The organism is Phyllobacterium sp. NPDC097923 (assembly GCF_044760925.1).
Lineage (GTDB): Bacteria > Pseudomonadota > Alphaproteobacteria > Rhizobiales > Rhizobiaceae > Phyllobacterium > Phyllobacterium calauticae.
In genome coordinates this window covers 2,030,451-2,056,238 of the sequence record NZ_JBIWBL010000001.1, presented here as the reverse complement: position 1 = coordinate 2,056,238, position 25,788 = coordinate 2,030,451, and the positions used below count along the sequence as shown (strand labels likewise).

Annotated in this window: 30 protein-coding genes; 15 read left to right on the top strand and 15 right to left on the bottom strand. The window is 58.8% G+C overall.

Annotated features, from left to right (window positions below; translation table 11 throughout):
• The first annotated feature begins 48 nt into the window (after positions 1 to 48).
• Positions 49 to 603 carry a hypothetical protein gene (locus ACIQWS_RS10475; protein ID WP_403176148.1) on the top strand — a complete coding sequence of 185 codons (555 nt, stop codon included), beginning with the start codon at positions 49 to 51 and terminating at the stop codon, positions 601 to 603.
• Between the two features lie 379 nt (positions 604 to 982).
• Here the strand turns inward: ACIQWS_RS10475 and ACIQWS_RS10470 are convergent, their stop codons facing one another.
• Positions 983 to 2,197: an NADP-dependent isocitrate dehydrogenase gene (locus ACIQWS_RS10470; RefSeq protein WP_223612958.1), complete on the bottom strand. Its 1,215-nt coding sequence runs from the start codon at positions 2,195 to 2,197 to the stop codon at positions 983 to 985.
• Between the two features lie 214 nt (positions 2,198 to 2,411).
• Between ACIQWS_RS10470 and ACIQWS_RS10465 the strand changes: the two genes are divergently transcribed.
• Positions 2,412 to 3,281: an RNA methyltransferase gene (locus ACIQWS_RS10465; RefSeq protein WP_403176141.1), complete on the top strand. Its 870-nt coding sequence runs from the start codon at positions 2,412 to 2,414 to the stop codon at positions 3,279 to 3,281.
• Complete coding sequence (murI, locus tag ACIQWS_RS10460; RefSeq protein ID WP_288192477.1) at positions 3,274 to 4,074, top strand: glutamate racemase; 801 nt, start codon at positions 3,274 to 3,276, stop codon at positions 4,072 to 4,074. The genes ACIQWS_RS10465 and murI overlap by 8 nt, the downstream gene beginning before the upstream one ends.
• Before the next feature lie 42 nt (positions 4,075 to 4,116).
• Here murI and ACIQWS_RS10455 read toward each other — a convergent pair whose 3' ends face one another.
• Both ACIQWS_RS10455 and ACIQWS_RS10450 read right to left on the bottom strand, forming a co-directional pair.
• Positions 4,117 to 5,181: an LLM class flavin-dependent oxidoreductase gene (locus ACIQWS_RS10455; protein ID WP_403177688.1), complete on the bottom strand. Its 1,065-nt coding sequence runs from the start codon at positions 5,179 to 5,181 to the stop codon at positions 4,117 to 4,119.
• Positions 5,182 to 5,319: 138 nt separating this feature from the next.
• Positions 5,320 to 5,961 (bottom strand): NAD(P)-dependent oxidoreductase, encoded by a 642-nt coding sequence (locus ACIQWS_RS10450; protein WP_346305288.1) that lies wholly within the window; start codon positions 5,959 to 5,961, stop codon positions 5,320 to 5,322.
• Positions 5,962 to 6,110: 149 nt separating this feature from the next.
• On the opposite strand from ACIQWS_RS10450, the gene ACIQWS_RS10445 reads away from it, so the two are divergent.
• Together ACIQWS_RS10445 and ACIQWS_RS10440 are read left to right on the top strand one after the other, a co-directional pair.
• The gene (locus ACIQWS_RS10445) at positions 6,111 to 6,527 is read left to right on the top strand and encodes a winged helix-turn-helix transcriptional regulator (RefSeq protein WP_403176132.1); all 417 of its coding nucleotides are present in this window, start codon (positions 6,111 to 6,113) and stop codon (positions 6,525 to 6,527) included.
• Positions 6,528 to 6,788: 261 nt separating this feature from the next.
• A complete protein-coding gene (locus ACIQWS_RS10440; RefSeq protein WP_403176127.1) occupies positions 6,789 to 6,980 on the top strand; it encodes a DUF3008 family protein in 192 nt (63 codons plus the stop codon).
• A 19-nt stretch (positions 6,981 to 6,999) separates the two neighbouring features.
• Here ACIQWS_RS10440 and ACIQWS_RS10435 read toward each other — a convergent pair whose 3' ends face one another.
• Positions 7,000 to 7,896, bottom strand: coding sequence for an extensin family protein (locus ACIQWS_RS10435; RefSeq protein ID WP_403176124.1), 897 nt, complete (start codon positions 7,894 to 7,896; stop codon positions 7,000 to 7,002).
• Between the two features lie 295 nt (positions 7,897 to 8,191).
• On the opposite strand from ACIQWS_RS10435, the gene rpsD reads away from it, so the two are divergent.
• The 4 genes from rpsD (at position 8,192) to ACIQWS_RS10415 (ending at position 11,835) form a co-directional block, all read left to right on the top strand.
• Complete coding sequence (rpsD, locus tag ACIQWS_RS10430) at positions 8,192 to 8,809, top strand: 30S ribosomal protein S4 (RefSeq protein WP_105732437.1); 618 nt, start codon at positions 8,192 to 8,194, stop codon at positions 8,807 to 8,809.
• Between the two features lie 178 nt (positions 8,810 to 8,987).
• A complete protein-coding gene (locus ACIQWS_RS10425) occupies positions 8,988 to 9,917 on the top strand; it encodes a glutaminase (RefSeq protein ID WP_346305292.1) in 930 nt (309 codons plus the stop codon).
• Positions 9,918 to 10,154: 237 nt separating this feature from the next.
• Positions 10,155 to 11,018 carry a tRNA 2-thiocytidine(32) synthetase TtcA gene (ttcA, locus tag ACIQWS_RS10420; RefSeq protein WP_403176112.1) on the top strand — a complete coding sequence of 288 codons (864 nt, stop codon included), beginning with the start codon at positions 10,155 to 10,157 and terminating at the stop codon, positions 11,016 to 11,018.
• Entirely contained in the window at positions 11,008 to 11,835 is an 828-nt protein-coding gene (locus ACIQWS_RS10415; protein ID WP_403176108.1) for an inositol monophosphatase family protein, read from the top strand. The genes ttcA and ACIQWS_RS10415 overlap by 11 nt, the downstream gene beginning before the upstream one ends.
• A gap of 9 nt (positions 11,836 to 11,844) precedes the next feature.
• Here the strand turns inward: ACIQWS_RS10415 and ACIQWS_RS10410 are convergent, their stop codons facing one another.
• Together ACIQWS_RS10410 and grxD are read right to left on the bottom strand one after the other, a co-directional pair.
• Positions 11,845 to 13,050, bottom strand: coding sequence for a multidrug effflux MFS transporter (locus tag ACIQWS_RS10410; protein WP_346305307.1), 1,206 nt, complete (start codon positions 13,048 to 13,050; stop codon positions 11,845 to 11,847).
• Between the two features lie 140 nt (positions 13,051 to 13,190).
• The gene (gene grxD, locus ACIQWS_RS10405; protein ID WP_105732441.1) at positions 13,191 to 13,523 is read right to left on the bottom strand and encodes a Grx4 family monothiol glutaredoxin; all 333 of its coding nucleotides are present in this window, start codon (positions 13,521 to 13,523) and stop codon (positions 13,191 to 13,193) included.
• A gap of 175 nt (positions 13,524 to 13,698) precedes the next feature.
• On the opposite strand from grxD, the gene ACIQWS_RS10400 reads away from it, so the two are divergent.
• Positions 13,699 to 14,442, top strand: a complete 744-nt coding sequence (locus ACIQWS_RS10400) for a phosphodiester glycosidase family protein (RefSeq protein ID WP_403176100.1) — start codon at positions 13,699 to 13,701, stop codon at positions 14,440 to 14,442.
• Between the two features lie 12 nt (positions 14,443 to 14,454).
• Here ACIQWS_RS10400 and ACIQWS_RS10395 read toward each other — a convergent pair whose 3' ends face one another.
• The 3 genes from ACIQWS_RS10395 to ACIQWS_RS10385 form a co-directional block, all read right to left on the bottom strand.
• Positions 14,455 to 14,688, bottom strand: a complete 234-nt coding sequence (locus tag ACIQWS_RS10395) for a BolA/IbaG family iron-sulfur metabolism protein (protein WP_223612969.1) — start codon at positions 14,686 to 14,688, stop codon at positions 14,455 to 14,457.
• Between the two features lie 43 nt (positions 14,689 to 14,731).
• Complete coding sequence (gene purL / locus ACIQWS_RS10390) at positions 14,732 to 16,963, bottom strand: phosphoribosylformylglycinamidine synthase subunit PurL (protein ID WP_403177678.1); 2,232 nt, start codon at positions 16,961 to 16,963, stop codon at positions 14,732 to 14,734.
• 305 nt (positions 16,964 to 17,268) lie between these two features.
• Entirely contained in the window at positions 17,269 to 18,690 is a 1,422-nt protein-coding gene (locus ACIQWS_RS10385; RefSeq protein ID WP_346305296.1) for a PLP-dependent aminotransferase family protein, read from the bottom strand.
• Between the two features lie 93 nt (positions 18,691 to 18,783).
• Between ACIQWS_RS10385 and ACIQWS_RS10380 the strand changes: the two genes are divergently transcribed.
• Together ACIQWS_RS10380 and ACIQWS_RS10375 are read left to right on the top strand one after the other, a co-directional pair.
• Positions 18,784 to 19,029 carry a DUF1127 domain-containing protein gene (locus tag ACIQWS_RS10380; protein WP_403176096.1) on the top strand — a complete coding sequence of 82 codons (246 nt, stop codon included), beginning with the start codon at positions 18,784 to 18,786 and terminating at the stop codon, positions 19,027 to 19,029.
• A gap of 166 nt (positions 19,030 to 19,195) precedes the next feature.
• Positions 19,196 to 19,417, top strand: coding sequence for a DUF1127 domain-containing protein (locus ACIQWS_RS10375; RefSeq protein WP_346305298.1), 222 nt, complete (start codon positions 19,196 to 19,198; stop codon positions 19,415 to 19,417).
• A 45-nt stretch (positions 19,418 to 19,462) separates the two neighbouring features.
• On the opposite strand, the gene ACIQWS_RS10370 is transcribed toward ACIQWS_RS10375, so the two are convergent.
• From ACIQWS_RS10370 to purC, 5 genes are all read right to left on the bottom strand, one after another.
• A complete protein-coding gene (locus tag ACIQWS_RS10370) occupies positions 19,463 to 19,879 on the bottom strand; it encodes a hypothetical protein (RefSeq protein WP_223612973.1) in 417 nt (138 codons plus the stop codon).
• Between the two features lie 32 nt (positions 19,880 to 19,911).
• A complete protein-coding gene (locus tag ACIQWS_RS10365) occupies positions 19,912 to 20,571 on the bottom strand; it encodes a glutathione S-transferase family protein (RefSeq protein ID WP_403176091.1) in 660 nt (219 codons plus the stop codon).
• A gap of 77 nt (positions 20,572 to 20,648) precedes the next feature.
• Positions 20,649 to 21,317: a phosphoribosylformylglycinamidine synthase subunit PurQ gene (gene purQ, locus ACIQWS_RS10360; RefSeq protein ID WP_346305299.1), complete on the bottom strand. Its 669-nt coding sequence runs from the start codon at positions 21,315 to 21,317 to the stop codon at positions 20,649 to 20,651.
• A 3-nt stretch (positions 21,318 to 21,320) separates the two neighbouring features.
• Entirely contained in the window at positions 21,321 to 21,560 is a 240-nt protein-coding gene (gene purS / locus ACIQWS_RS10355; RefSeq protein WP_105732450.1) for a phosphoribosylformylglycinamidine synthase subunit PurS, read from the bottom strand.
• A 33-nt stretch (positions 21,561 to 21,593) separates the two neighbouring features.
• Complete coding sequence (purC, locus tag ACIQWS_RS10350; RefSeq protein WP_105732451.1) at positions 21,594 to 22,358, bottom strand: phosphoribosylaminoimidazolesuccinocarboxamide synthase; 765 nt, start codon at positions 22,356 to 22,358, stop codon at positions 21,594 to 21,596.
• A 580-nt stretch (positions 22,359 to 22,938) separates the two neighbouring features.
• Between purC and ACIQWS_RS10345 the strand changes: the two genes are divergently transcribed.
• Both ACIQWS_RS10345 and ACIQWS_RS10340 read left to right on the top strand, forming a co-directional pair.
• Entirely contained in the window at positions 22,939 to 23,256 is a 318-nt protein-coding gene (locus ACIQWS_RS10345) for a DUF1476 domain-containing protein (RefSeq protein WP_223612975.1), read from the top strand.
• Between the two features lie 122 nt (positions 23,257 to 23,378).
• Positions 23,379 to 24,143, top strand: coding sequence for an aldolase/citrate lyase family protein (locus tag ACIQWS_RS10340; protein WP_346305300.1), 765 nt, complete (start codon positions 23,379 to 23,381; stop codon positions 24,141 to 24,143).
• On the opposite strand, the gene ACIQWS_RS10335 is transcribed toward ACIQWS_RS10340, so the two are convergent.
• Positions 24,138 to 24,686 (bottom strand): alpha/beta hydrolase, encoded by a 549-nt coding sequence (locus ACIQWS_RS10335; RefSeq protein ID WP_223612977.1) that lies wholly within the window; start codon positions 24,684 to 24,686, stop codon positions 24,138 to 24,140. The two genes, ACIQWS_RS10340 and ACIQWS_RS10335, sit on opposite strands and share 6 nt — an antisense overlap.
• A gap of 172 nt (positions 24,687 to 24,858) precedes the next feature.
• Here ACIQWS_RS10335 and ACIQWS_RS10330 point away from each other — a divergent pair, with 172 nt between their 5' ends.
• Entirely contained in the window at positions 24,859 to 25,758 is a 900-nt protein-coding gene (locus tag ACIQWS_RS10330; RefSeq protein ID WP_403176070.1) for a VOC family protein, read from the top strand.
• Positions 25,759 to 25,788 lie beyond the last annotated feature (30 nt).

Sequence of the window (25,788 nt, the reverse complement as noted above, 5' to 3'; positions counted from 1 at the left end):
TTTCGCATTTTCAAAAACTGTTTTTAATTATCCATTTCGAGAACTGACGTGAAGACAATACTGGCTCTTCTGCTCGCCGCGGTGCTGCTTGTTTCCTGCCAGACCTCGACGGTCGTCAAGGATGTTCATATGCGCAGCGATACGGCCTTCGGGCCGGATGTCCTGGCCTATCTGGATCTGTTCATGTCGCTGAACGCGCAGCCCTACTATTCGACAACGGTGGGATATGGATTCAAGACGCTTTATACCGGCCAGGGCAAAAGTCACCTCTCCCAGGCCTGGAGCTATGGCCGGCAGATGCGGTTCGAAAAGGGGGTGAGCAGACGGGTGGCCTGTTTCTTTCGGCCCTGCCTGCCCACACGCGAGGAAACCGGCGTGGTGGCCATGGATGAGGCCGATTTTGTTGCCGCCGCCACGAAGGGGCTGGACTTCGAACTGGCGGGCAAGGCCGGGAAAATTGTCGGCAGGATTCCGGCCCATGCCTTCCGCCGGGTATTGGATCTCAAATCGAGCATGAAACTGCCGCCCGCGGCCGCAAACAAGGCGCCACCGGCAAAAGCGCAGGCGCCTGCCGAAGAGGACGGCATTGTAGACGACGAATAGTGCCCGCAGCCCACCAGCTTGCGGTATCGCTGAGGCAAAGCCGGCTCAATGAGAAGGGCGGCAATCCCGGCGGATCGGGCGGCGGATGGGGAGATGTGGGCGCTGGTCGATAGGGAGCCGGCGAAAAAGACTGCGGAATAATCGGATGACCGGATATGGAAACCGGCAGGCCGGAGGTCCTGTGAAAAGGGCTCCCGGATCGCAAAACCGCAGGGAGATGGAGCTGCGGGAAAGCTGCCGGGGAAATGACCGGCCAGGAATCGAGGCCGGGAAGCCCCGCGGGGAAAGCCAAGCGGTCAAAGAAAAGCCCCGGCGAACCGGGGCTTGTGTTGTTCGATGGCGATGCCTGATCAGGCGGCCCAGATCAGGCGGCCCCTGATCAGGCGGCCATGGCCTTGCGCAGGTTCTCGTCGATCTTGTCGAGGAAACCCGTGGTGGACAGCCAGGGCTGGTCCGGACCGATCAGCAGCGCCAGATCCTTGGTCATGTAACCGGATTCAACCGTATCGACGCAGACTTTTTCCAGCGTGTTGGCAAAGCGGTCGAGTTCGGTGTTGCCGTCGAGCTTGGCGCGGTGGGCAAGGCCACGCGTCCAGGCGAAGATCGAGGCGATGGAGTTGGTCGAGGTTTCCTCGCCCTTCTGGTGCTGGCGGTAGTGGCGTGTCACCGTACCGTGAGCGGCTTCCGCTTCCACCGTCTGGCCATCCGGCGTCATCAGCACGGAGGTCATCAGGCCGAGCGAGCCAAAGCCCTGTGCCACGATGTCGGACTGCACGTCGCCGTCATAGTTCTTGCAGGCCCAGACATAACCGCCGGACCACTTCAGCGCCGAGGCAACCATGTCATCGATCAGGCGATGCTCATAGGTGATCTTCTTCTCGGCGAACTTGTCCTTGAATTCGGCGTCGAACACGTCCTGGAAGATATCCTTGAAGCGGCCGTCATAGGCCTTGAGGATGGTGTTCTTGGTCGACAGATAGCAGGGAACGCCGCGGTTATAGGCATAGTTGAGCGAGGCGCGGGCAAAATCGCGGATGGAATCATCCAGATTGTACATGGCCATGGCAACGCCGGCGCTTGGCGCATCATAGACGTCGTGTTCGATGGTCTTGCCGTCTTCGCCGACAAACTTGATCGACAGCTTGCCCTTGCCGGGGAACCGGAAATCGGTGGCGCGGTACTGATCGCCGAAGGCATGGCGACCAACGATGATCGGCTGGGTCCAGCCGGGAACCAGACGGGGAACATTCTTGGCAATGATCGGTTCGCGGAAGATGACGCCGCCGAGAATGTTGCGGATGGTGCCGTTGGGCGACTTCCACATCTTCTTCAGGCCGAATTCCTCAACGCGCTGTTCGTCGGGCGTGATGGTGGCGCACTTGACGCCGACGCCATACTGCTTGATTGCATTGGCCGCATCGATGGTCACCTGATCGTCGGTCGCATCGCGATGTTCGATGCCCAGATCGTAATATTTCAGGTCGATGTCGAGATAGGGATGGATCAGCTTGTCTTTGATGTACTGCCAGATGATGCGGGTCATCTCGTCGCCGTCAAGTTCGACGACCGGGTTTGCAACCTTGATCTTTGCCATGAATAATCAGCCTCTTTATTACTGGTCTGGGAATGCCAGCATCGGTTTTCATTGAGGGTTCGCGCCCCTATAGCACTCGCAAACCAGAACGCAAAGACTGGCTTTAAGTGTTTAATCGCAATCTTGGCGGAATATGAGCCGGGCACAGGCCCGATGCACGATTGCCCGTTGAAAAAACGCGTTGTATGAGGGCGGCATTCACAATGGATTGATCATGGCAGGTACAGACAGACAGCGCACACTCATTGCCGAAGGGCCGGCAATCATCCTGGTCGAGCCGCAATTGCCGGAGAATATCGGCATGGTGGCGCGGGCCATGGCCAATTTCGGGCTGGCGGAACTGCGCCTCGTCAAGCCGCGCGAGGAATTTCCCAACGACAAGGCGCGCTCCGCCGCAAGCCGTGCCGACCACATCATCGATGGGGCAAAGGTCTATGACGATCTGCCGTCGGCTATCGAGGATCTGCATTTCGTCTACGCGACGACCGCGCGGGAACGCGATGCGTTCAAGCAGGTGCGCGGACCCGTCGAAGCAGGGCAGACACTGCGCCAGCGCTTCAACCGGGGCGAGAAAACTGGGATTCTTTTCGGGCGCGAGCGCTTCGGCCTCAATAATGACGAAGTCAGTCTCGCCGATGAACTGGTGACATTTCCGGTCAACCCGGCATTTTCGTCGCTGAACATCGCACAGGCGGTTTTGCTCATGTCCTATGAGTGGATGAAGTCAGGGTTGGAGAAGGAAACGGACACGGCTTTCCGCGGTCCCGAACTCGAGCCCGCGCCAAAGGAACAGCTGCAGGGCTTTTTCAACCATCTGGAAGACGCGCTGCAGGCGCGCGGCTATTTCCGGCCCATGGCCCGCAAGGAAATCATGGTCAACAATCTGCGCGGCGTTTTGACCCGTGCCGGTTTTTCCGACTCGGAACTGAGGCTCCTGCGCGGTGTCGTTGTCTCGCTGGATTATTTCAGCCCGAAGACGCCGCGCGGCTCCGGCGCGCCGGAAGGGCGCAAGCGGGAAAAGCCGGCGGCCAAGAAAACGGCCGCCAAGCCAGCGGGACGCGAGGACATACCAGGCGATGAATGACACAGCGGACCGGCCGATCATTGCGTTTGACAGCGGCATTGGCGGCTTGACCGTCCTGCGCGAGGCGCGGGTGCTCATCCCCGACCGGCGCTTTGTCTATATCGCCGACGATGCCGGTTTCCCCTATGGCGACTGGGACGAAGAGCCGCTGCGCGCCCGCATTCTCGGCCTGTTCGAGGGCTTCATTGCCACCTACGATCCGGAGATCGTGATCATTCCCTGCAATACGGCGTCAACGCTGGTGCTGGATGATCTGCGCCGGGCCTTTCCGGCCGTGCCCTTTGTCGGCACTGTTCCCGCCATCAAACCGGCGGCAGAGCGCACCTCGTCCGGCCTCATTACCGTTTTGGCAACGCCGGGCACCGTCAAGCGTGCCTATACGCGCGATCTCATCCAGTCTTTTGCCACGAAATGCCATGTGCGGCTCGTCGGCAGCCAGAACCTGGCGCGCATGGCGGAAGCGCATATACGCGGCGATCATCTCGACGATGCGGCGATAGAGGCGGAAATCGCGCCATGCTTTGTCGAAATGGATGGCAAGCGCACCGATATCGTCGTTCTGGCCTGCACGCATTATCCGTTTCTGGCCAATGTGTTCCGTCGCCTTGCGCCGTGGCCGGTGGATTGGCTCGATCCGGCTGAAGCGATCGCCCGCCGCGCCTTGTCGCTGCTCAAGCCGAACGGTGCGGGCAGCGAACCGGAGCATGGCGACGACATTGCCGTGTTCACCTCGGGCAATCCCGACTTTTCCACCCGGCGCCTGATGCAGGGTTTCGGGCTCGCCATGGCTTGATTTCCAGTGAACGGCGGGGCTGAAATCCCGCCGCCGCTGATACTATGCCAATGCCGTTTCTTCCGCCTTCACGGGCTGGCCAAGCTCCTTGCGGATGACCGGGGCGACCTTTGTTCCGAACAGCTCGATGGCCTTCAGCGTGTTCCTATGCGGCAGGCTGCCCAGATCGATCTGCAGCAGGAAGCGATCATGCTTGAAGTAGCTGTGCTGCAGCATGATCTTGTCGATAACCTCCTGCGGTGAGCCGACCAGGAGCGCACCGCGCGGCGTGCGGCCTGCTTCGAACTGCGCCCGGTTGCTTGGCGGCCAGCCGCGTTCGCGGCCGATCTTGTTCATCACCACTTCATAGGACGGCCAGTAGCCATCCGCTGCGGCCTGCGATGTCTCGGCGACATAGCCATGCGAGTTGATGCTGACCTTCAGCGTCTCCGGCGCATGACCGGCCTTGGCCCCGGCTTCACGGTAGAGATCGACCAGTGGTGCAAAGCGGTGCGGCTCGCCGCCGATGATGGCAATGGCGAGCGGCAGGCCGAGCGTGCCCGCACGAATGACCGAAGCAGGGGTGCCGCCAACGGCAATCCATACGGGCAGCGGGTTCTGCAGCGGGCGCGGATAAACGCCGAGATTGCTGATCGGCGCACGCAGATTGCCTTTCCAGGTCACGCGTTCGCTGGCACGCAGCTTCAACAGAAGGTCAAGCTTTTCCGTGAACAGTTCGTCGTAGTCGTTGAGGTCATAGCCGAACAGGGGGAAGGACTCGATGAACGAGCCGCGCCCCGCCATGATTTCCGCACGGCCCGAGGAGATCAGGTCGAGCGTCGCATATTCCTGGAATACGCGAACCGGGTCTTCCGAGCTCAAGACGGTCACGGCGCTGGTCAGCCGGATATTCCTGGTGCGTGCAGCACCCGCCGCCAGAACCACGGCGGGTGTGGAAATGACGAAATCCGGGCGGTGATGCTCGCCGATGCCGAACACGTCGAGGCCAACCTGATCCGCCAGTTCCATCTCTTCCAGCAGGTTCTGCATGCGCTGGTGCGCATCGATGGCAATGCCGCTCGTCGGGTCAGGGCTCATGCCCGCAAATGTATAGATGCCGAGTTCCATGATCTTCACCTTCATGTCTTGTGTTGCTGCTTAGGTAAGCACAGCCCGGTTGCTTGTGAAGAACGCACATTGGAGTTGCCGAGGCACCAAAAGGAAACCGCCCCGGATGGGGCGGCTGTGTGGTCATGCCATCAGATATCAGTATCCGACGGTGAAACGCTGCCTGACGTGTTTTGGCGTCCCGGCTTCATCGAGAATGGCGACGGCAAGGTCAGCCACGCTGACGGTGCTGTGGCCTTCGGCGTTGACCACGGGATTGTCCTTGCCAAGCCGGTAGGTGCCGGTGCGTGGGCCAGGCACGAGGGCGAATGGCGGAGAGACAAAGCTCCAGTCCAGACCGTTTTCCGTCTTCAGGTCGTTCAGGGCCTGACGGGCACCGAGGGCGCCTTCACGATATTCGGCAGGAAAATCAGGGCCATCAACAAATTGCTTGCCTTCCTGATTCAACAGGCTGCCAGCGCCGCCGACGACGATCAGGCGCTTGACGCCCGCCTGCTTGGCGGCCTCGGTGATTGCCTTGCTCGCCTTGATATGAATGGCCTGAATATCAGGCTCGCCCCAGCCCGGATTGTAGGCCGAGAGTACGATGTCGTGGCCCTTCAGCTTTTCAGTGAGGTCGGCGACATCGAGCACATCCGCCTTGACGGCCTTGACGCCCTCGCGCTTTTCAACCTTGTCGGCATTGCGAACGAGCGCTGTCACGCTATGGCCGCGCGAGACAGCTTCCGGCAGCAGTTCCTTGCCAATGAAGCCGGTGGCGCCGATCAGTGCGATTTTCATTTTGATCTCCTGAGTGCTTGGGTACGGTTTGTTTTCTGGTTACTATTCATAACCATCTATGCTAGAAGCTGCTTCCTGTGAAGAACGCACTTTTTCCGTTTCAGGGAACACTGAGGTAACCGGCCTGGAAACACTGGAGGTTTTATCCGATGAGTATACATGCGAAAACCAATGGCGATGTGCCTCTGCTGTCAACCTCGGCTGCGATGGTCGCCGACAGTGCAGGCAGATGCCCGATGCGGGAAGTGCTCGACATTGTCGGCGACAGCTGGAGCCTTCTGGTGATCATCAATCTTCAGGACGGTCCGCGCCGCTTCAATGTGCTGCGCCGCATGGTGGAGGGGATTTCGCAGCGCATGCTGACGGTCACGCTGCGTTCGCTGGAGCGTGACGGTCTGGTATCGCGCACCGTCAAGCCGACATCGCCGCCGGAGGTCACCTATGCGCTGACCCCGATCGGCCATTCGATTGCCGTTCCCATCGGTGCCCTGGGCGACTGGGCAGTGAAGAATCGTGATCATTTGCGGCAAGCCCGCACGGTTTTCGACGAGGCAGTGCAGGGATAGGGATTCAGACACTCTGCTGCATCGGATGTTGTGCGTGGTTCGACAAGCTCACCATGAGGGAGAGGGGTTGGCTGCAATACAAATCTCCGCCATTGCAGCACACGGCAATTATCCGTGCTGGAGAATATAGTTCCCTGCAATCCTCACTCTCCCTCATGGTGAGCTTGTCGAACCACGCATGATGGTTTTGCAGGTTGCTGTCTCGGAACCCTCCCGTATTACGGGCGTTTTCCCTGTATGAAACGGACAGGGAGACAGACAATGCCTGCAAAATCCCAGGCGCAGCAGAAGGCCGCAGGGGCCGCCTTGTCGGCCAAGCGCGGCGAAGCCCGGAAAAGCCAGCTTAAGGGTGCATCGAAGAGCATGTATGAATCGATGAGCGAAGAGCAGCTGGAAGAGTTTGCCGAGACGGCGCGTAAAGGTCTGCCCGAGAAGGTCAAACCGAAGACATGACATGGCGGCGCATCTGCCGCTACTGGCAGATGCGCGCCTTGCATGCCTTGCCGTGGCAGCCGAGATCGAGATGCAGATTGCCCTGATGCGCGGCGTCACCCTCCGGCCCGATCACCGTCATGAACCGCTCGCAGCTCGTCTTGTGGATCGAGCGCCAGAAGTCCTGCTCCTCCGGCGTGCCTTTCCAGCCGGAGCCGAGTTCCGTGGTTTTGCCGTTGGTGAACTTGAATGAAACGATATCGAGGGCATTGGCAAAAGCGTGTTCCGATACGCGGCCCTTATTGCCGTTGTTGACCTTGCGGCACTGGTAGTCGGAACCGGTTGCAATGCTTGCGATCCCGGCGCCGAAGGATGCCTGCGCGGCTTTCTCCACATCGCCGATCCAGCCGGCGAGCGTTCCGGCCATGGTGCAGTTGGTGGTGATGGGCGCGGCAAACTTTACGGGATTGTCCTTGCCGATGGCGGTGATCCTGAGCGGAGAGCGTTCACCGCAGGTGCCTTCGGCAAGCGGCGGGACAATTTCACCCTGGACATCGCCGTTCATCAGCGCGGGGCAGGCGTTCTGGTATACCCGGTCGGGAGACGTTGCGGGATCGGCTTTCTCCGCCGTGTCTTCGTCATCCGGCTTTGAATCAGACTTGGCATCCGCCGGACGATCCGGGCCGAACTGCTCCGCCGGTTTTACCTCGGGCTTTTCTTCCGGTTTGGGCGTTTCCTGTGCAGGCTCGCTGCCCGGTTTGCTTTGCGGGACCGGCGGTACAACGGGTAGCGCGGGCCGGCTGGCGGCATTGTGATGCCGCCGCTGGCGCGCATCGGCAATGTCAGCCGTGCCGAGCAAAGCCGTTGTTGCAAAACATGCGGTGAGGGATAAAAGGATCAATGTCGAGCAGCGCGACTGCTGTAAGGATAGGGTCATTTCCGGCTCTACTCCTGTTAAGCGTCTAGCCTAACGTCTGATGCGCCGGATCGGTTTCAAACTTTATAAACCCGTGAAATGCGCCGTCTCGCTTGACATCGCGAAACCTTCACACTAGAAGCCACCCCAGCGCAGGGCTTAACAGCTCTGCGTTTCATTTGACGTGTCCCGTGAGTGATTTCGCAAAGCGTGCGTGAATCATTCTGTCAGTCTTCAAAAACAGGAGGCAGAGGAGGGCGCGTTTCCTTGAATCGGGGCGCAAGCTTCGATTTGTGTTTGGTTGAAAGGAAATGCGATGAGCAAGCGCGAATCGTCCAAGTATAAAATTGATCGCCGTATGGGCGAAAACATCTGGGGCCGTCCGAAGTCCCCGGTTAACCGTCGTGAATATGGTCCCGGCCAGCACGGTCAGCGCCGCAAGAGCAAGCTTTCCGATTTTGGCGTACAGCTGCGCGCCAAGCAGAAGCTCAAGGGCTTCTACGGCGACATCTCGGAAAAGCAGTTCCGCAAGACCTATGAAGAAGCCGCCCGCCGCAAGGGCGATACCGGCGAACAGCTGATCGGCCTGCTCGAGTCGCGCCTGGATGCAGTGGTATACCGCGCCAAGTTCGTTCCGACGATCTTCGCTGCGCGCCAGTTCGTCAACCACGGCCACGTCAACGTCAACGGCCGCCGCGTCAACATCCAGTCCTACATCTGCAAGGCAGGTGACGTGATTGAAGTGCGCGAAAAGTCGAAGCAGCTCGTGATCGTTCTGGAAGCCGTTCAGCTTGCTGAGCGTGACGTTCCTGAATATCTCGAAGTTGATCACAACAAGATGGTTGCCAAGTACACCCGCGTTCCGGCCTTCTCCGATGTGCCATACGCCGTACAGATGGAACCGAACCTGGTTGTCGAATTCTATTCGCGGTAACGCATAACCCCAAAAATCTTCTTGAATTTTTGGAAAGGATTATGCGTCACTCATGTTGGTACTGCGTCCTTTATGCGTCCAATAGGACGCATGGCGCAGTACGCAGTTCTGAGTTTAAGAAAAGCCGCCCCGAGAAATCCGGGCGGCTTTTTTTGTCTTATCCCTTGCCGGAGCGCGCATGACCGATCTTCAGGATGTCGTCGACAGTGTCTATCAGGATCTTGCCAGCCGCATCGGCGAGGGCAAGCTGGCGGATTATATTCCGGAACTGGCCACGGTCGATCCGAAACAGTTCGGGCTGGCCCTGTGCACCGTCGATGGTCAGGTGCATACGGCAGGCGATGCGGATACGTCCTTTTCCATCCAGAGTATTTCCAAGGTGTTCACGCTGACGCTGGCGCTCGGCAAGATCGGCGACGGGTTGTGGAAGCGCGTTGGCCGCGAGCCCTCGGGCAATGCCTTCAATTCCATTGTCCAGCTCGAACAGGAGAAGGGCAAGCCGCGCAATCCGTTCATCAATGCCGGAGCGATTGCCGTGGCCGATGTCGTCCTAGCCGGACACCTGCCGAAGGAGGCAATCGGCGAAATCGTCCAGTTCATCCGCTATCTCGCCGATGACGAGACCATCGCCATCGACCACGATGTGGCGCGGTCGGAGACCAATACGGGTTATCGCAATGTGGCGCTGGCCAATTTCATGCGTTCCTTCGGCAATCTCAACCATCCGGCCGAACACGTGCTTGGCGTCTACTTCCACCATTGCGCGATTGCCATGTCCTGCCGGCAACTGGCCCATGCGGGGCTGTATCTGGCCTCGGCGGGCCGCAATCCGCTCAGCGGCGGCAGTGTGGTGTCATCGGGCCGGGCACGCCGCATCAATGCGCTGATGCTCATGTGCGGGCACTATGACGGCTCGGGCGATTTCGCCTATCGCGTCGGCCTTCCGGGCAAGAGCGGCGTTGGCGGCGGAATTCTCGCCATTGCGCCGGGCAAGGCATCGATTGCCGCCTGGTCGCCGGGGCTGAACGAAAACGGCAATTCACTGCTTGGTTCGGCTGCACTGGAACTGCTGGCGCAACGGACGGGCTGGTCGGTGTTCGGGCATTAGGGTGGTTTTCACCCCCCCTCTGTCCTGCCGGACATCTCCCCCACAAGGGGGGAGATCACATCGGCATTGGGGATATCGCGTCATTTTCAGCGTTGAAGATTAACTGAAACAATTGTGAAGGCTGATCTCCCCCCTTGTGGGGGAGATGGGTGGCAACCCAGAGGGGGGTGATTGAGCCGCAATCATCCCTTGCCTTCGCCTTCAAGCCAAGGCAATGAAGGCGCCAGAGGTGTTACGATGACCATTCACGATCAGGAATTGACCGATGCTGCCGGTTGCCACCCGATGTTTCTCGGGGTGCCGTCCAGCGTCGAGTTCAACAAGCTGCGCAAGCGCCTGTTGCGCAATACGCGGCAGGCCATCGATGACTTTGCCATGGTCAAGCCGGGCGAGCGCTGGCTGATCGGGCTATCCGGCGGCAAGGATTCCTACGGGCTCCTGGCATTGCTGCTCGACCTGAAATGGCGGGGCCTGCTGCCGGTCGAACTGCTGGCCTGCAATCTCGATCAGGGACAGCCGAATTTTCCCAAGCATATCCTGCCTGAATTCCTTGAAAGGAACGGCATTGAGCACCGTATCGAGTACAAGGACACCTATTCGATCGTCACGGACAAGGTGCAGGAAAACCAGACCTATTGCTCGCTCTGCTCGCGTCTGCGGCGCGGCCATCTCTACCGTGTGGCGCGGGAAGAGGGTTGTTCGGCGCTGGTGCTCGGCCATCACCGCGAGGACATTCTTGAAACCTTCTTCATGAACCTCTTCCACGGCGGCAGGCTGGCGGCGATGCCGCCGAAACTGCTCAATGACGAGGGCGACGTCATGGTGCTGCGACCGCTCAGCTACTGCGCCGAGGATGATCTGGAAAAATTTGCCGCCGCGATGCAGTTTCCGATCATCCCCTGCGATCTCTGCGGCAGCCAGGACGGCCTGCAGCGCAACATGATGAAGGCAATGCTGACCGATATTGAAAAGCGCATGCCGGGCCGCAAGGAAATCATGATCCGCGCGCTTGCCAATACGCGTCCAAGCCATCTTCTCGACCGGAGCATTTTTGACTTTGCCGGTCTTGTCACACACGGAGCCGAAGCCAGTGCAGTTTAATGACAATGACGTCGATTGGTTGAGTGATCTGCTTGCCGCCGTTGCGGTTCAGGAAATCATGCCGCGCTTTCGCCAGCTCGGCACCGGCGATATCAAGCAGAAGACCTCGGCGCTTGATCTGGTGACAGAAGCCGACACCAGCGCCGAACGGGTGATCACGGCGCGGCTGCGCGAGCGTTATCCCGATGCCTTCGTGCTGGGGGAGGAAGCCTGCGAACTCGATGCATCACTGCTCGGCAAGCTGAAGGACGCGCCGCTGGCTTTCATCATCGACCCGGTGGACGGCACCTATAATTTTGCCACCGGCGTGCCGCTGTTCGGCGTGATGCTTGCGGTCGTTGTCAATGGCGAGACGGTGGCCGGGATCATTCACGATCCCGTCGGCAAGGACTGGATCATCGGCGTCAAAGGGGCGGGAAGCCACATCCGCTCGGCCTTCAATGTCAGGCGGAAAGTGTCTGTCGCGCCGCCAGCAGCGGTCAGCGAGATGCTGGGGGCCATTTCATGGCAGTTCCTGGCCGATCCCCTGCGGTCGACGCTGGCGCGCAACCATGCCAAGTGCAAGGCATCGTTCGGTTTCCGCTGTGCCGCGCATGAATACCGGCTGATTGCATCGGGCAATGCGCATTTTGCCATCTTCAACAAGCTGATGCCGTGGGATCATCTGGCCGGTGTTCTCATCCATCAGGAAGCGGGCGGTCATGCGGCCCGCTTCGATGGTTCTGCCTACCTTCCGAGGCATCTGGACGGCGGCCTGCTGATTGCGCCTGACAAGGCGAACTGGCAGGATTTGCGCGCGATACTCTGGTCCGAATAATCCGCGGGCCTAAACCCGCGGATTATGGGGATGAAAGAGCTTGCCCTTCTCGGCAATCAGCACGAACATCAGGCCGATCACCGAAACAACGAAGAAGCCCATGACCAGCGGCAGGGTTGTCCCGTCATAGGACTGGCCGATGATGGCGCCGATGGCGCCGCCGCCTGCCGTTCCCATAAACCCAAGCACTGACGACGCCGTGCCGGCAACGTGGCCGAGCGGCTCCATGGCAAGCGCATTGAAGTTGGAGCCGATCCAGCCGAACTGGAACATCGCCATGGCGAAGAGCAGGAGGTAGATCGGAAACGGTGTCGGATGCGGACCGAATATGGTCAAGAGCAGCCAGACCGTGTTGATCGTCAGGAAGCCCATCAGCGCACCATGCGACAGGCGGCGCATGCCGAACCGGCCGACAAAGCGCGAGTTCACGAACGACGAAAACGCCATCATGATCGCGATGGATGAAAACGCCACCGGGAACCAGATGCCGAGATCATAGATGCCGATATAGATCTGCTGGGCCGAGTTGATGAAACCGAACAGCGAGCCGAACAGGAAGGCGCTGGCCAGCGTATAGCAAAGCGCCACCCGGTTGGTCAGAACGATCTTGAAACCCTGCGCAACCGATGCCAGCGTAAACGGACGCCGGTCGGCTGGATCGAAGGTTTCCGGCAGGCGGAAATACATCCAGACGGTCACAGCAGCCGCCACGACAGCCATGAACATGAAGATCAGGTGCCAGTCGCCGAACAGCATGACGGCCTGACCCGTGCCCGGTGCGATCACCGGTACGATCATGAACACCATCATGATCAGCGACATGACTTCGGCCATCTGCCGTCCGCCATAGACGTCACGGACGATGGAAATGGTGATGACGCGGGTGGCTGCCGAACCGATACCCTGGATCAGGCGGAAGAGGAGCAGGGAGGCAAAGCTCGGGACGAAGGCCGCGCTGGCTGCGGCGATGACGTAGACAACCAGACCGAATAGAAGCGGCTTGCGGCGGCCGAAGCGATCGGACAGCGGGCCGTAGAACAGCTGCGATACCGAGAAACCCAGCAGATAGGCTGAAATCACGTATTGCCGGTGGTTTTCATTCGTTACGCCAAGGCTTGCGCCGATCTGCTGCAAGCCGGGCAGCATGATGTCGATGGCAAGCGCGTTGATCGCCATGAGCATGGCCATCATTCCGATGAATTCGACCTTGCCCATGCCCATCAGGCGCGGCGCTGTCGTTGGTGTGGTGGTATCCATTATGAGACCTGCAAAACAAAGACAAAGGCGTCGGAATAGCCGACGCCTTGAGAAAATGATTCCGGATTTCCCCGGAACCGATTGAAACTGTTGCGTAGTCAGGCCGCCTTGGTGGCGATGCCTTTTTCGCTGAGCAGGGTTTGTAGCTCGCCCGCCTGGAACATTTCACGGATGATATCACAACCGCCGACGAATTCGCCCTTCACATAAAGCTGCGGGATGGTCGGCCAGTTGGAATAATCCTTGATACCCTGACGCAGTTCATTGGATGTCAGAATATTCACGCCTTTGTAATCGACGCCGATGTAGTCAAGAATTTGCACGACCTGGCCCGAAAAGCCGCACTGCGGAAAGCCCGGCGTTCCCTTCATGAAAAGGACGACGTCGTTGCTCTTGACCTCATTGTCGATAAATTCATTGATACCGCTCATTTCGGCAACCTTTCATACCAAATGACAACGAATCGTCATCAATGGTCCAAATTGATCTCGTTTAAACAAATAGCGCTTCAAATCTGGCAAAACAAGGCTGGTCACTGTGTCATCTCGTATCATTATAGCGGTCAGCTTCGTCGTTCTGGCAATTTTGGGAGGAATTTTCTGGTTCATGCGTCCGGTATCGCCGCCCAAGCCTGCGCCCAACCCGCCGATCAATATCTCCGATGGCGATCTGCCCGACATTTGCCGGAAGATGACCTTCGAGGATGTCGATTCCATCGTCTGCGAGATCGACCTGCGCTCGCATCGCATCGATCTGGTGCGCACGGGCACTGACGGCGAACCCTACGGATCGCTGAAGACGTTCATGGAATCCCGTCTGCTGGACACACGCCCGATCCTGGCGATGAATGCCGGCATGTATGAAAAGGACCTTTCTCCGGTCGGCCTCTATGTCGAGGATGGCAAGGAGACATCGGAACTGCAGACCGATGACGGCGACGGCAATTTCTACATGAAGCCGAACGGGGTTTTCTTCATCGGGAAGGACGGTTCCGCCGGGATTCTGGAAACAGCGGCGTTTGATGCCGCAAAACCCGATGTCCGCATAGCCACCCAGTCGGGGCCAATGCTGGTCATCAACGGGCAGGTGCATCCGCGGTTCGAGCCGAACGGAACATCACGCCTGATCCGCAACGCCGTCGGCGTTCGTGACGCCAACACGGTCATCCTGGCGATATCCATCGAGCCGGTGAGTCTGGGAAGTTTCGCCCGTCTGTTCAGGGATGGGCTGAATTGCGCCAACGCGCTCTTTCTCGACGGTACGATCTCGGCCGTCGCCAATAACCGCAAAACCCTGATTGGCGGGATCGACCCCGTGGGGCCGATTCTCGCCGTGTTCGCAAAGAAGTGATTATTCGAAGGATTATTCCGGGGCGCTGGTCTGCAGGGCGAGGGCGTGCAGGACGCCCCCCATATTGCCCTTGAGCGCATCATAGACCATCTGGTGCTGCTGAACGCGCGACTTGCCGCGAAAACTCTCGGCCACGACTTCCGCGGCATAGTGATCACCATCGCCTGCCAGATCGCGAATGGTCACCTGCGCGTCAGGAATCGCGTCCTTGATCATTTTCTCGATGTCGCGCGCGTCCATAGCCATGTTCTGTCTCCCAAACTTTCGCCTGTCCTTTACCGGGACAGGATCATGCAGCCTGTGTTTCTTCGCCGTCCTGACCGCTCATATAGTCAGGGAACCACGATTCGTGTGCTTTTGTCAGGTCTGCTACTGATATGGAGGCGAGGCCCTCGATCGTCAATGTGCTGCCGCCGACCGTGCCCAGCTTGCGGAACGGAACGCCCGACCCCTCGGCATTGAGCGTGACGAAGTTGGCCATGTCAGGCGCAACGGCAATGAGATAACGCGCCTGATCTTCACCAAAAAGCAGGGCATGTGCCGGGCCTTCACCGATGGTGACCTTGGCGCCCTTGGCCGCAGCCATGCACATCTCCGCGAGCGCAATGCCAAGGCCGCCATCGGACAGGTCATGGCAAGCGGTGATCTGGCCGTTGCGGATGGCCGAGCGGACAAAATTGCCGTTGCGCTTCTCGATGTTGAGGTCGACCGGCGGGGGCGGGCCGTCGGCACGGCCATGCAGGTCGCGCAGGTAGACCGACTGGCCGAGATGCGTGCCGTCGCCGCCGATCAGGATCAGCACGTCACTGTCGTGCATGCCGCCGATCTTGGCTGTCTTCGACCAGTTGGGGATCAGTCCGACACCGGCAATGGTGGGTGTCGGTAGAATCGCCTGACCGTTGGTTTCGTTGTAGAGCGACACGTTGCCGGAAACGATGGGGAAGGCGAGCGCGCGGCAGGCATCGCCGATGCCGCCAATGGCCTTGACCAGCTGTCCCATGATTTCAGGCCGTTCCGGATTGCCGAAATTGAGATTGTCGGTGGCAGCGAGCGGTTCAGCGCCGACAGCGGTCAGGTTGCGCCAGCATTCGGCCACAGCCTGCTTGCCGCCCTCATAGGGGTCGGCTTCGCAGTAGCGCGGGGTGACATCGGACGAGAAGGCAAGCGCCTTGCTGCGGTGACCCTCGACGCGTACGACGCCGGCATCGCCGCCGGGTACCTGCAGCGAGTTGCCCTGAATCAGTGTGTCATATTGTTCGTAGACCCAGCGGCGCGACGACAGATCGGGCGAGCCGATCAGCTTGAGCAGTGCGGCGCCGTAATCGTCGACATCGGGAACGCTGGCAGCGGGCAGCGGTGCATGCTTGCCGGGTTCCATCCAAGGACGGTCATATTCGGGCGCCTGATCGCCAAGATCCTTGATCGGCAGATTGGCGACTTCCTCACCCTGATGGATGACGCGGAAGCGCAGATCGTCCGTGGTGTAGCCGACGATGGCGAAATCCAGGCCCCATTTCTTGAAGATGGCCTCGGCTTCCGCTTCCTTTTCCGGACGCAGAACCATGAGCATGCGCTCCTGGCTTTCCGACAGCATCATTTCATAGGCGGTCATGCGCTCTTCGCGCACCGGCACGTCATCGAGGTTCAGCCGGATGCCGAGATTGCCCTTGGCGCCCATTTCCACGGCGGAGCAGGTGAGACCCGCCGCGCCCATGTCCTGAATGGCGATGACGGCACCCGATGCCATCAGTTCCAGCGAGGCTTCGAGCAGGCATTTTTCCGTGAAGGGATCGCCGACCTGAACGGTCGGGCGCTTCTCTTCGATCGATTCATCGAATTCCGCCGATGCCATCGTGGCACCGCCAACGCCATCGCGGCCGGTCTTGGCACCGAGATAGACAACGGGAAGGCCGACGCCCTTGGCTTCGGACAGGAAGATCGCATTGGTCTTGGCAAGGCCGGCGGCAAAAGCGTTGACGAGGATGTTGCCGTTGTAGCGGGCATCGAAATTGACTTCACCGCCGACTGTGGGAACGCCGAAGGAATTGCCGTAACCGCCGACACCTTCAACCACGCCCGACACGAGGTGGCGCGTCTTCGGGTGTGACGGTGCGCCGAAGCGCAGCGCATTCATGGCCGCAATCGGCCGCGCGCCCATGGTGAACACATCGCGCAGGATACCGCCGACACCGGTCGCCGCACCCTGATAGGGCTCGATATAGGAGGGGTGGTTGTGGCTCTCCATCTTGAAGACAACGCAGTCGCCATCGCCGATATCGACAACACCGGCGTTTTCGCCGGGGCCCTGAATGACCTGCGGTCCGGTTGTCGGCAGGGTACGCAGCCATTTCTTCGAGGATTTGTAGGAGCAATGCTCGTTCCACATGGCCGAGAAGATGCCGAGCTCGGTAAAGCTGGGTTCGCGTCCGATCAGTTCGAGAATGCGTTGATATTCGTCCGGCTTGAGCCCGTGCGAAGCAACGAGTTCCGGCGTGATCTGGATTGTGTTGGAGAGAACCATCGGTAATACCAATTCCATTGCGCTTTTCTTGGGTTCTCTTAGAGCAATTCGCGCGGGGAATACACCGTCTAAGGCGGAAAAATTGTCGCTTGCCGCGTTTCGTCAACAGGTGGTGTCGGATGGTAAATCGTATCAGCCTTGCATGGCGCTTGGTACGTGGTTCGACAAGCTCACCATGAGGGGAGTGGTTTGGCTGCAATGCCAATCGCAAAGGTTGCAGAATATAACTCCTTGCAATCCTGACCCTCCCTCATGGTGAGCTTGTCGAACCACGCACAATGCTTACGCAATAGCCTTCAGAGCACTCACGAATAGCTGTCATAGCTCGCATTGTCGGTTTCCATCAGACGGCGCAGGATGGACAGGCCGTTTTCCACTTCACCGCGCGTTGCAGGCACCGAATAGCCAAACCGCACCCGGTGGAAGGTCTTTTCCGTCCGGCCCGGCTTGAACTCGTCCTCGTCGTCAATGAGGACACCCTCATTGAGCGCCGCGCTCTTGAAGGTCGCCGACAGCCATGGTTCCGGCAGTTTCACCCATATAAACGGCGAATAGGGATGCGAGTTGATATCGAAACCGGCAAAGATCGATCTTGCCAGCGCTTCCCGTTCGGTGGTTTCTTCCCGGACCTTGACCCGGATGGCGTCGGCCTCGCCGGAATTGACCAGTTGCGCCCCGAGTTCCGCCATGAGGAACGGCATACCGCCGGTGACCATCTTGTGGGCTGTCAGCACGCGCGATGCCAGATGCGGCGGGCAGGCAACCCAGCCGCCGCGTACACCCGCCGCAACGGATTTCGACAGGCCGCCAATGTGGAAGGTCCGTTCCGGCGCCAGTTCTGCAAGCTTGACGTGATCAAGGCAGAGGAGCGAACCGTAAATCTCGTCCTCGATGATCCAGACATTGTAACGCCGGGCAATCTCGACAATGGCGCGGCGATGTTCCTCGGAGAGGGTTGTGGCCGTCGGATTCTGCAGCGACGGCATCAGGAACACCAGCTTCGGGTGCTGCTGCGCACAGAGCCGTTCAAAGTCATCCGGTGTGGCACTGCCGTTCTCGGTGTTCATGATGATGCTGCGCCGCCCCATCAGATTGACGCTGCGCGCGGCGGAACAATAGGTCAAATCCTCGAAGGCGATACGATCGCCCGGTGTGGTAACCGCGGCAATGATCGCTAGAATGGCTGAATGCGCGCCGAGCGTCGGTACAATCGAAGCGGCATCGGGCCGCCAGTCCGCCGACCCGAGCCAGCGGCTGCCCGCCCATTGCCATGACGGGGGCAGGGTGCGGGAATAGCTGGCGATTTCGCCGGGATAGGATCGGGTGATATCCCGCAGAAAGCGGTCCATCACAACCGATTGCCCGACATCAATCGCAGCCGTGCTGTCGAGCCGGATATTGCCGGGCGCAATGACGGCGCTGCGCGTGCCGCCGAAGGGTTCGGAGTGCTGGGCGGGTGGAAGCTCGATCAGCTTCGTCTCCTTGTGATCAATGACATAGGTGCCCCGACCCACTTCTCCGCTGACAAGACCGCGCTCGCGGATGAGATTGTACGCCCGACCGACCGTGCCGATTGTCACCCCGATATCGAAGGCAAGATTGCGCTGCGGAGGCAATTTCGCGCCCGGTGCAAGCACGCCGTCTGCAATGTCCGCTTCAATCCGCTCCGCAAGCTGCAGATAGAGCGGGCCTTTGCCGTGTTTCAGTTCTGGAAGCCAATTTGTCATGGTGACAATTATGTATATTGCGATTCCAATTGAGTCAATCCATTACAATTAGCGGTACAATTCGAGTCAATTCGACTTGATAGGATGGATGTTATGAGTACAATTGATGCAATTGAAAGAGAATGCTCCGATGTAAAGCGTGCAAGCCGTGGCTTGCCAACACGCGTATTGGGTGACAATACGACGGCGTTCCGCCGCATGATGGAATGGTTGTACGTGGCTGTGAGAAAGCACAACACCCGCATTCATCTGAGTGAACTTTCCGCTGAACAGCTGAAGGACATCGGAATGACGCCTCTTGACGCGTTGCGTGAGTCACGCCGTTTCTTCTGGGATTAGGGCAGGACCGAAGCGCTGAACAGCAGCCCTGCGGACAATTGCAGGTCGGTGCGAACGGCCTTGCGCGCCGCGATCAGGACCGCTGATACCCGCCCTCAGTAATATTGAATGAATCTTTTGTGATTTACCTATATATTGCATATTCAATCGTTTCAGGGAGGCGCATATGGGTACGACTTTTGTAGAACCTAACCGTCCCGCTATCCGGGGGCTGACCTATGCTTCACAGCCGGACTTCCTGTCACAATTTGCCGGCTGGGTGGAAAGCGCCCTGATGAAACGGCGCACGCGGCTGCAGCTCGGCAAGCTGAGCGACGAAGGGCTCAAGGATCTTGCCTTGACCCGCGATCATGTCGAAGCCGATCTCGACCGTTATCTGTCGACGTGATGCCTCAAGCCGGTGCATAACCGCACCGGCTTGCGTTTTCATTCTTCAGCCGCGCGCGGTGCAGGACGGTTGCCCTGCTGCCCAACGGCGTATGTCGGATTCAATGCGATTTCCCATGGAATGTCCCATCAGCGGGCCGAAGGCCTCAACCTTGGCCGGGTTGCCTTCCGCGTGAACGACCAGCAGCGGACGGCCGCCGGGGTTGCCCGCCGGGACGACGAGGATGCGCGGGCGGCCGGAATAGGAATTCAGCTCCGGCGCGAGATGGTAGGGCTTGAACGCCGAATCCTTCGACTTGAACCAGCAATTATTGGCGGCAAGGGCCACCCTCTCCATGGTGGCGAGGGCGGCCTTGTCCGAACCGAAGGCCAGAGAGCCAGGCCCCGGCTTGCTGGGTGATTGGCATCCGGCGAGCGCCACGAGCGAAATCATCATGGCAACGCCAATCGTCTGCATTTTCATCCAGCTATCTCCAATGATACAAGGGCGGTTGATCAGCTTGCCTCAAGTTCCCCGAGGAACACTTTCAAGGCATCCGTCATCTCGAACCAGACCAGCGATAGCACCGGATCCTGAACAATCAGTTGCTCATAGGCGTCGAATTTCGGAAATGGTTCAAGCAGGCGCGAGCGGCGCGTCATCACCCGGAAATGGTTGAACAGGAAGCGGATCGGCGTCAGCCAGGCATCGGCCATGGTCATCTGCTTGCCCAGCGCATAGGGGCCATCTCCCATGCGGTGTTCGATTTCACGCAAACCGGCTTCCAGCTGGGCAAAAAGCTTGGTGATGCGCGCATCGTCCTTGGATTTGGTGTGAACGAGCTCGAAAAGCTCCATGACCGGAACGAGGATTTCCAGTTCGGCGATACGGGCAGCCATGCGCACCACGGCGCGGTCACGCGAGTCCGCCGGCAACAGAACCGGTTGAGGAAAATGTTCTTCGAGATATTCGGAGATTACCGTGGCTTCGATGATGGTCAGGCCCGAGCCTGTGATCAGCACCGGAATACGGTTGAACGGGGAAATGCTGCGGAACTCTTCGGGTATCGGAAAACCCGGCGGCGGCGCTACGACCTTGATGGGTGCCTTTTTGTAATAGGCGATGCAACGAACAATCGAGGAGTAGGGGGAGAGCGGCCGCGAATACAGTTTCATTCTCAATTCCTCCGTTTGAGTGCCGTTCCGGCCCATGGCGGGCCGGAACGGCATGGCTCAAGCGTATAGAATTTTACTCAGGCGGCAATCCCAAGAATGCCCGCAAACAGGGCGCGGCCATCGGAGCCGCCATGGGCAGCCTCAATCAGGTTCTCCGGATGCGGCATCATACCGAGAACATTGCCTTTTTCGCTGATGATACCAGCGATGTCATTCATGGCGCCGTTCGGGTTTGTACCCTCCGCATAGCGGAAAACCACCTGGCCTTCGCCTTCGATGCGGGCCAAAGTCGTTTCGTCAGCGAAGAAATTGCCGTCATGATGGGCAACCGGGCAGCGGACGATCTGGCCATGCGAATAGCCGCGGGTGAAGGCGGTGTTGGCATTGGTCACTTCCAGCTTCACTTCGCGGCAGACAAATTTCAGCGACGCGTTGCGCATCAGGGCGCCGGGCAGGAGGCCTGCTTCCTGCAAAATCTGGAAGCCGTTGCACACGCCCATGATCATGACGCCCTTGTCGGCCTTTTCGCGGATCGCCTGCATGACGGGCATGCGCGCGGCAATGGCGCCGCAGCGCAGATAGTCGCCATAGGAGAACCCGCCGGGAATGACGATCAGATCGACATCGGGGATTTCCGTGTCCGTCTGCCAGACCGTCTGCGGTGCCTGGCCGGAGATTTTCGTCAGCGCCGCAATCATGTCACGGTCGCGATTGAGGCCCGGGAGAAGAACGACAGCTGATTTCATTTTTTAAACGAGCTCCACCGCGTAATCTTCGATGACGGTATTGGCGAGCAGCTTTTCGCACATCGCCTTGACGTTGGCTTCGGCAACGGCGCGGTCCTTGGTGTCGATCTCCACATCAAAGATCTTGCCCTGGCGTACGGATGCAACGCCATCGAAACCAAGACTGCCCAGCGCGCCGACAATTGCCTTGCCCTGCGGGTCAAGGACGCCATTCTTCAAGGTTACAGTGACACGTGCCTTCATCGATCGTCTTCTCCGAGATTGTTCAATCAGCGATTATTTAACGAGAACCGGCCCGGTTGGCCGCAACTGTTCATTTTCATTCATGATGCCCAGACGGCGGGCGACTTCCTGATAGGCCTCGATCAGACCGCCCATATCACGGCGGAACCGGTCCTTGTCCAGCTTTTCGCTGGTCTGGCTGTCCCACAGGCGGGCGGAATCGGGGGAAAACTCGTCGGCGACGACAATACGCATCATATCGCCTTCCCACAAACGGCCGCATTCGATCTTGAAATCGACGAGCTGGATACCGACGCCGAGGAACAGGCCGCTGAGGAAGTCGTTGACGCGAATGGCCAGTGCCATGATGTCATCGATTTCCTGCGGCGCAGCCCAGCCAAAGGCCGTGATGTGCTCTTCGGAGACCATAGGATCGTCCAGAACGTCGTTTTTGTAGTAAAATTCGATGATCGAGCGCGGCAGGACCGTGCCCTCTTCGATTCCAAGACGTTTTGCCAGCGAACCCGCCGCAATGTTGCGGACGACCACCTGCAGGGGAATGATTTCGACTTCCTTGATCAGCTGCTCACGCATGTTGAGGCGGCGGATGAAGTGCGTCGGAATACCCATGCGGTTGAGCTGGGTGAAAATGTACTCGGAAATCCGGTTGTTCAAAACACCTTTGCCATCAATGACTTCGTGCTTTTTTGGATGCAGCACGGTGGTGTCGTCTTTGAAATGTTGGACAAGCGTTCCTGGCTCGGGTCCTTCGTAAAGGATTTTGGCTTTGCCTTCGTAGACACGGCGGCGACGGTTCATTGCAGGTCTCTGGTATTGGAGTTATCGGTCGGCCTTGGTCACAGCCGTCATGTTGGCGCGCTAACTATCGTAAAAGCAAGCATTCTACAATGATACTTTAGGGATCGGCACCATTAATATGATCGAAATGGCGCCAGAAACGGCAAGAAGATGCGAGGAGAGGTGCGAAGGGCGGGGTCTTTCCCCCGGCCGAGCGGCTCGACACTGCAGCTTGCAGCCGTTTCGGCGTCCGTAGGATATGGTCCATTTGCCCGGCTCCATCGTCGCAAAGGACTTGAGAATGGATAAACATTCCCATCGCCTTTGCTCCTCGGATCCGAACAAATGGCCTCGTACCATTTCGACCAGATTAATGGTGCCGATCCCTTAGTAGGTCCCCGGATTTATGGGTTATATGGGCTTTTTACGACAATGTGACCCATGTTTGCCTGAAGAGGTTCATTTCAGACTTCCGATTTCGTGCAGAATGGTTATATGAACCTAAGAAACAATGCCTATCAGGGACTTGCCCTAAAAACGCCAAGACCGGGGAGGCATCTTTCACCGGAATGACCAATTCATTTTGCGGGAGCAAGAGAGGATGACAATGGAAGATCGCGAAAATGCCTTTGAAAGCAAATATGCGCATGACGCGGAGGTTCGCTTTCGGGCAGAGGCACGGCGCAACAAGCTGATTGGCCTTTGGGCAGCGGAAAAGCTGGGCAAGACCGGCGAAGAAGCGGAAGCCTATGCGCTTGAAGTCATCAAGGCGGATTTCCAGGAAGCCGGTGATGACGACGTTTTCCGCAAGATCCGTGCCGATTTCGATGCGGCAGGTGTCGACAAATCCGACCACCGCATCCGCCGTACAATGGATGAAATGCTGGAAGAAGCCATCCGCCAGATCCAGGGATCCTGATCTGTCCTGATCGGTCTTCGTAAAAACCGCCCTTCCAGGGCGGTTTTTTGTTGGTGCTATTCCGTTGTTTTTGCTTCACTCCAAGGCGATTCGACTACAAGCAACAATTTCCGGGAGAGATCATGTCGCTAGCATCACGTCTGAGGGCGGGAGAAACGGTTTTTTCCGCCTGGTGCAACCTGCCTCATCCGCTGGTCATGGAAACCCTGTGCCGGACGGATTTCACCGCCTTCATGCTCGACATGCAGCACGGCCCGTTCGATACGCAATCGGTTCTGCAAAGCATCGGTATCATCCAGAGCGCAGGCAAGCATACGGTGGTGCGCATTCCCGTCGACCGGTTCGACATGGCAAGCCGGGCACTGGACTTCGGCGCCGAGGGCATTATCGCCCCGATGATCAATTCGGTTGAAGATGCGCGGCGTTTTGCTGCTTCCATGAAATATCCGCCAGTCGGCGAGCGGTCGTGGGGGCAGTTGCGCGGGCGTCCGGCAAGCTATGGCGCCAGCGGTTCCGGCGGCTATCTGACTGAGGTCAATGCCAAGACGCTGGCTTTCGCCATGATCGAGACACGCGCCGCCTTTGCCGCGCTGGACGGTATTCTGGCCATCGATGGTATCGACGGCGTTTTTGTCGGCCCTGCGGATTTCTCCATCGGCTGGAGCAACGGTGCCGAGGTGGATGCCGGGTCGCAGGCGATCATCGAGCCGCTGCGGGAAATCGCCGCCAAGGCGCACGCCGCAGGCAAACTCTGCGGCATCTACGCGCCCAATGCGGAGCTTGCAAAACGGTTCACCGGTCTCGGTTTCACCTATGTGCCGATCTCCGTCGACACGGCCTATCTGCAACTGGGTGTGCAGACATTGCTGGCAGCGATTAAATCATAGTTGCGAAATAAATTTCGCAAAGACCATCGTGCCTTCCGGCCACGGACCATGGCCGGATTCGGCGTTGAGGTGGCCTGATTCACCGGCATCGATGAACAGGGATCCCCAGGCCGCCGCCAGGTCTTCTGCAACGGCATATTCGCAATAGTGATCATTGCGGCTGGCAACGACGATGGATGGAAATGTGAAAGGCTCGCGCGGGTAGGGGCCGAATGTCATCAGGTGCTTCGGCCGGATTTTCGGATTTGACACGTCAGGCGGCGTCACCAGGAAAGCGCCTTTGATCTTGCTGCCGATCTGCGGCAATGCGTGCACAAAGGTCGGCACCCCCAGGGAATGCGCGACAACGACAACGGGCAGGGTCGCTTCGTTGACGGACTTGACCACTTCCGCCACCCAGTCGGCAAGGACGGGCTTCGACCATTCCTTCTGCTCGACGCGCCGTGCCGTGGAAAGCTTGGCCTCCCAGCGTGTCTGCCAGTGATCGGGACCGGAATTGGTGTAACCGGGAATGATGAGGATATCAGCGTCTTTGACTTTCATGCTCCCCATTTAGGAAAAATATCGGGGAACCGCAACGCCACAAGATTGTAAACAATCCGGATTTGATGGTTCGCGAATGGTGAACATGCTGTTCGCCGCTGCATGGCTTGTATCCGTTGATGTAACGGCCGATTTTAGATGCGGTATAACAGGTGGATCGCCGGGAGTGCACATGAAGGTCACACGCAGAGATGTCGTCAGCGGTGCCGGAATGCTGGCTTTCCAGGCGATTGCGGGATCAGCCCGCGCGGAGACAGATATGAACAGCGTTCCCTTTGCAGCAACGGCCCCGACCCATGTGTCAAAAGTTGGCATCAAGGCGAGGGATGCCGATCAGCTGGCGAAATATTACAGCGAGGTTGTCGGCTTGCGGGAGCTTTCCCGCAAGGGGCAGACGATCATCCTTGGAGCAGGTGAGATGCCTTTGCTCGAAATCGAGCAGGCGGCGGCGATCCGTGCCGACGATCCGCACAGCGCCGGCCTTTATCACACGGCGTTCCTGCTGCCGCGCCGGGTCGATCTTGCCCGGTGGGCGCGGCGCGCCATCGACCAGCGCACACCGATTGTCGGTGCATCGGACCATATTGTCAGCGAGGCCATCTATCTGACGGACCCGGAAGGCAATGGCATCGAGATTTATGCGGATCGCCCGCATGAGAACTGGCAATGGAACGGTTCATCCGTCGAGATGGGCACCGCTGCGCTGGATGTCGGTAATCTGCTTGGCGAGCTGAAGCCGGATACGGCGGAATGGAATGGCGCGCCCGATGGCGCCATGGTTGGCCATCTGCATCTGCGGGTCGGCAATGCCGGGGACGCGGAGGCATGGTGGCATCGTGAGCTCGGCATGCAGACCGTCGCTGGTTTCGGCGGTAGTGCCGTGTTCCTGTCGACTGGCGGCTACCATCACCATGTTGCTGCCAATTCCTGGCAGAGCAAGGGTGCGGGCAAGCGGGACAATGACCGTTCCGGTCTCGCCTGGGCCGAATTCGTGTCGAGCGATGCCCGGGACGAGCGGGAAATCGTCGATCCCTGGGGCAATGTCATGCGCATCGTACCGGCAAAGGCCTGATCGCTTTCTGCCAATAAAAAGCCCGCGAAA

Excerpts from the sequence above, each read along its gene's own strand:
- ACIQWS_RS10395 (WP_223612969.1), bottom strand. The coding sequence starts at position 14,688 with ATGGCTATGGACGCGCGCGACATCGAGAAAATGATCAAGGACGCGATT.
- purL (WP_403177678.1), bottom strand. The coding sequence starts at position 16,963 with ATGGTTCTCTCCAACACAATCCAGATCACGCCGGAACTCGTTGCTTCG.
- ACIQWS_RS10440 (WP_403176127.1), top strand. The coding sequence starts at position 6,789 with ATGCCTGCAAAATCCCAGGCGCAGCAGAAGGCCGCAGGGGCCGCCTTG.
- ACIQWS_RS10370 (WP_223612973.1), bottom strand. The coding sequence starts at position 19,879 with ATGAAAATGCAGACGATTGGCGTTGCCATGATGATTTCGCTCGTGGCG.
- rpsD (WP_105732437.1), top strand. The coding sequence starts at position 8,192 with ATGAGCAAGCGCGAATCGTCCAAGTATAAAATTGATCGCCGTATGGGC.
- ACIQWS_RS10345 (WP_223612975.1), top strand. The coding sequence starts at position 22,939 with ATGACAATGGAAGATCGCGAAAATGCCTTTGAAAGCAAATATGCGCAT.
- ttcA (WP_403176112.1), top strand. The coding sequence starts at position 10,155 with ATGACCATTCACGATCAGGAATTGACCGATGCTGCCGGTTGCCACCCG.
- purQ (WP_346305299.1), bottom strand. The coding sequence starts at position 21,317 with ATGAAATCAGCTGTCGTTCTTCTCCCGGGCCTCAATCGCGACCGTGAC.
- ACIQWS_RS10455 (WP_403177688.1), bottom strand. The coding sequence starts at position 5,181 with ATGGAACTCGGCATCTATACATTTGCGGGCATGAGCCCTGACCCGACG.
- murI (WP_288192477.1), top strand. The coding sequence starts at position 3,274 with ATGAATGACACAGCGGACCGGCCGATCATTGCGTTTGACAGCGGCATT.
- purS (WP_105732450.1), bottom strand. The coding sequence starts at position 21,560 with ATGAAGGCACGTGTCACTGTAACCTTGAAGAATGGCGTCCTTGACCCG.
- ACIQWS_RS10340 (WP_346305300.1), top strand. The coding sequence starts at position 23,379 with ATGTCGCTAGCATCACGTCTGAGGGCGGGAGAAACGGTTTTTTCCGCC.
- ACIQWS_RS10330 (WP_403176070.1), top strand. The coding sequence starts at position 24,859 with ATGAAGGTCACACGCAGAGATGTCGTCAGCGGTGCCGGAATGCTGGCT.
- ACIQWS_RS10445 (WP_403176132.1), top strand. The coding sequence starts at position 6,111 with ATGAGTATACATGCGAAAACCAATGGCGATGTGCCTCTGCTGTCAACC.
- ACIQWS_RS10380 (WP_403176096.1), top strand. The coding sequence starts at position 18,784 with ATGAGTACAATTGATGCAATTGAAAGAGAATGCTCCGATGTAAAGCGT.
- ACIQWS_RS10375 (WP_346305298.1), top strand. The coding sequence starts at position 19,196 with ATGGGTACGACTTTTGTAGAACCTAACCGTCCCGCTATCCGGGGGCTG.
- ACIQWS_RS10465 (WP_403176141.1), top strand. The coding sequence starts at position 2,412 with ATGGCAGGTACAGACAGACAGCGCACACTCATTGCCGAAGGGCCGGCA.
- ACIQWS_RS10425 (WP_346305292.1), top strand. The coding sequence starts at position 8,988 with ATGACCGATCTTCAGGATGTCGTCGACAGTGTCTATCAGGATCTTGCC.
- purC (WP_105732451.1), bottom strand. The coding sequence starts at position 22,358 with ATGAACCGTCGCCGCCGTGTCTACGAAGGCAAAGCCAAAATCCTTTAC.
- ACIQWS_RS10400 (WP_403176100.1), top strand. The coding sequence starts at position 13,699 with ATGCGTCCGGTATCGCCGCCCAAGCCTGCGCCCAACCCGCCGATCAAT.
- ACIQWS_RS10410 (WP_346305307.1), bottom strand. The coding sequence starts at position 13,050 with ATGGGCAAGGTCGAATTCATCGGAATGATGGCCATGCTCATGGCGATC.
- ACIQWS_RS10365 (WP_403176091.1), bottom strand. The coding sequence starts at position 20,571 with ATGAAACTGTATTCGCGGCCGCTCTCCCCCTACTCCTCGATTGTTCGT.
- grxD (WP_105732441.1), bottom strand. The coding sequence starts at position 13,523 with ATGAGCGGTATCAATGAATTTATCGACAATGAGGTCAAGAGCAACGAC.
- ACIQWS_RS10470 (WP_223612958.1), bottom strand. The coding sequence starts at position 2,197 with ATGGCAAAGATCAAGGTTGCAAACCCGGTCGTCGAACTTGACGGCGAC.
- ACIQWS_RS10450 (WP_346305288.1), bottom strand. The coding sequence starts at position 5,961 with ATGAAAATCGCACTGATCGGCGCCACCGGCTTCATTGGCAAGGAACTG.
- ACIQWS_RS10435 (WP_403176124.1), bottom strand. The coding sequence starts at position 7,896 with ATGACCCTATCCTTACAGCAGTCGCGCTGCTCGACATTGATCCTTTTA.
- ACIQWS_RS10335 (WP_223612977.1), bottom strand. The coding sequence starts at position 24,686 with ATGAAAGTCAAAGACGCTGATATCCTCATCATTCCCGGTTACACCAAT.
- ACIQWS_RS10385 (WP_346305296.1), bottom strand. The coding sequence starts at position 18,690 with ATGACAAATTGGCTTCCAGAACTGAAACACGGCAAAGGCCCGCTCTAT.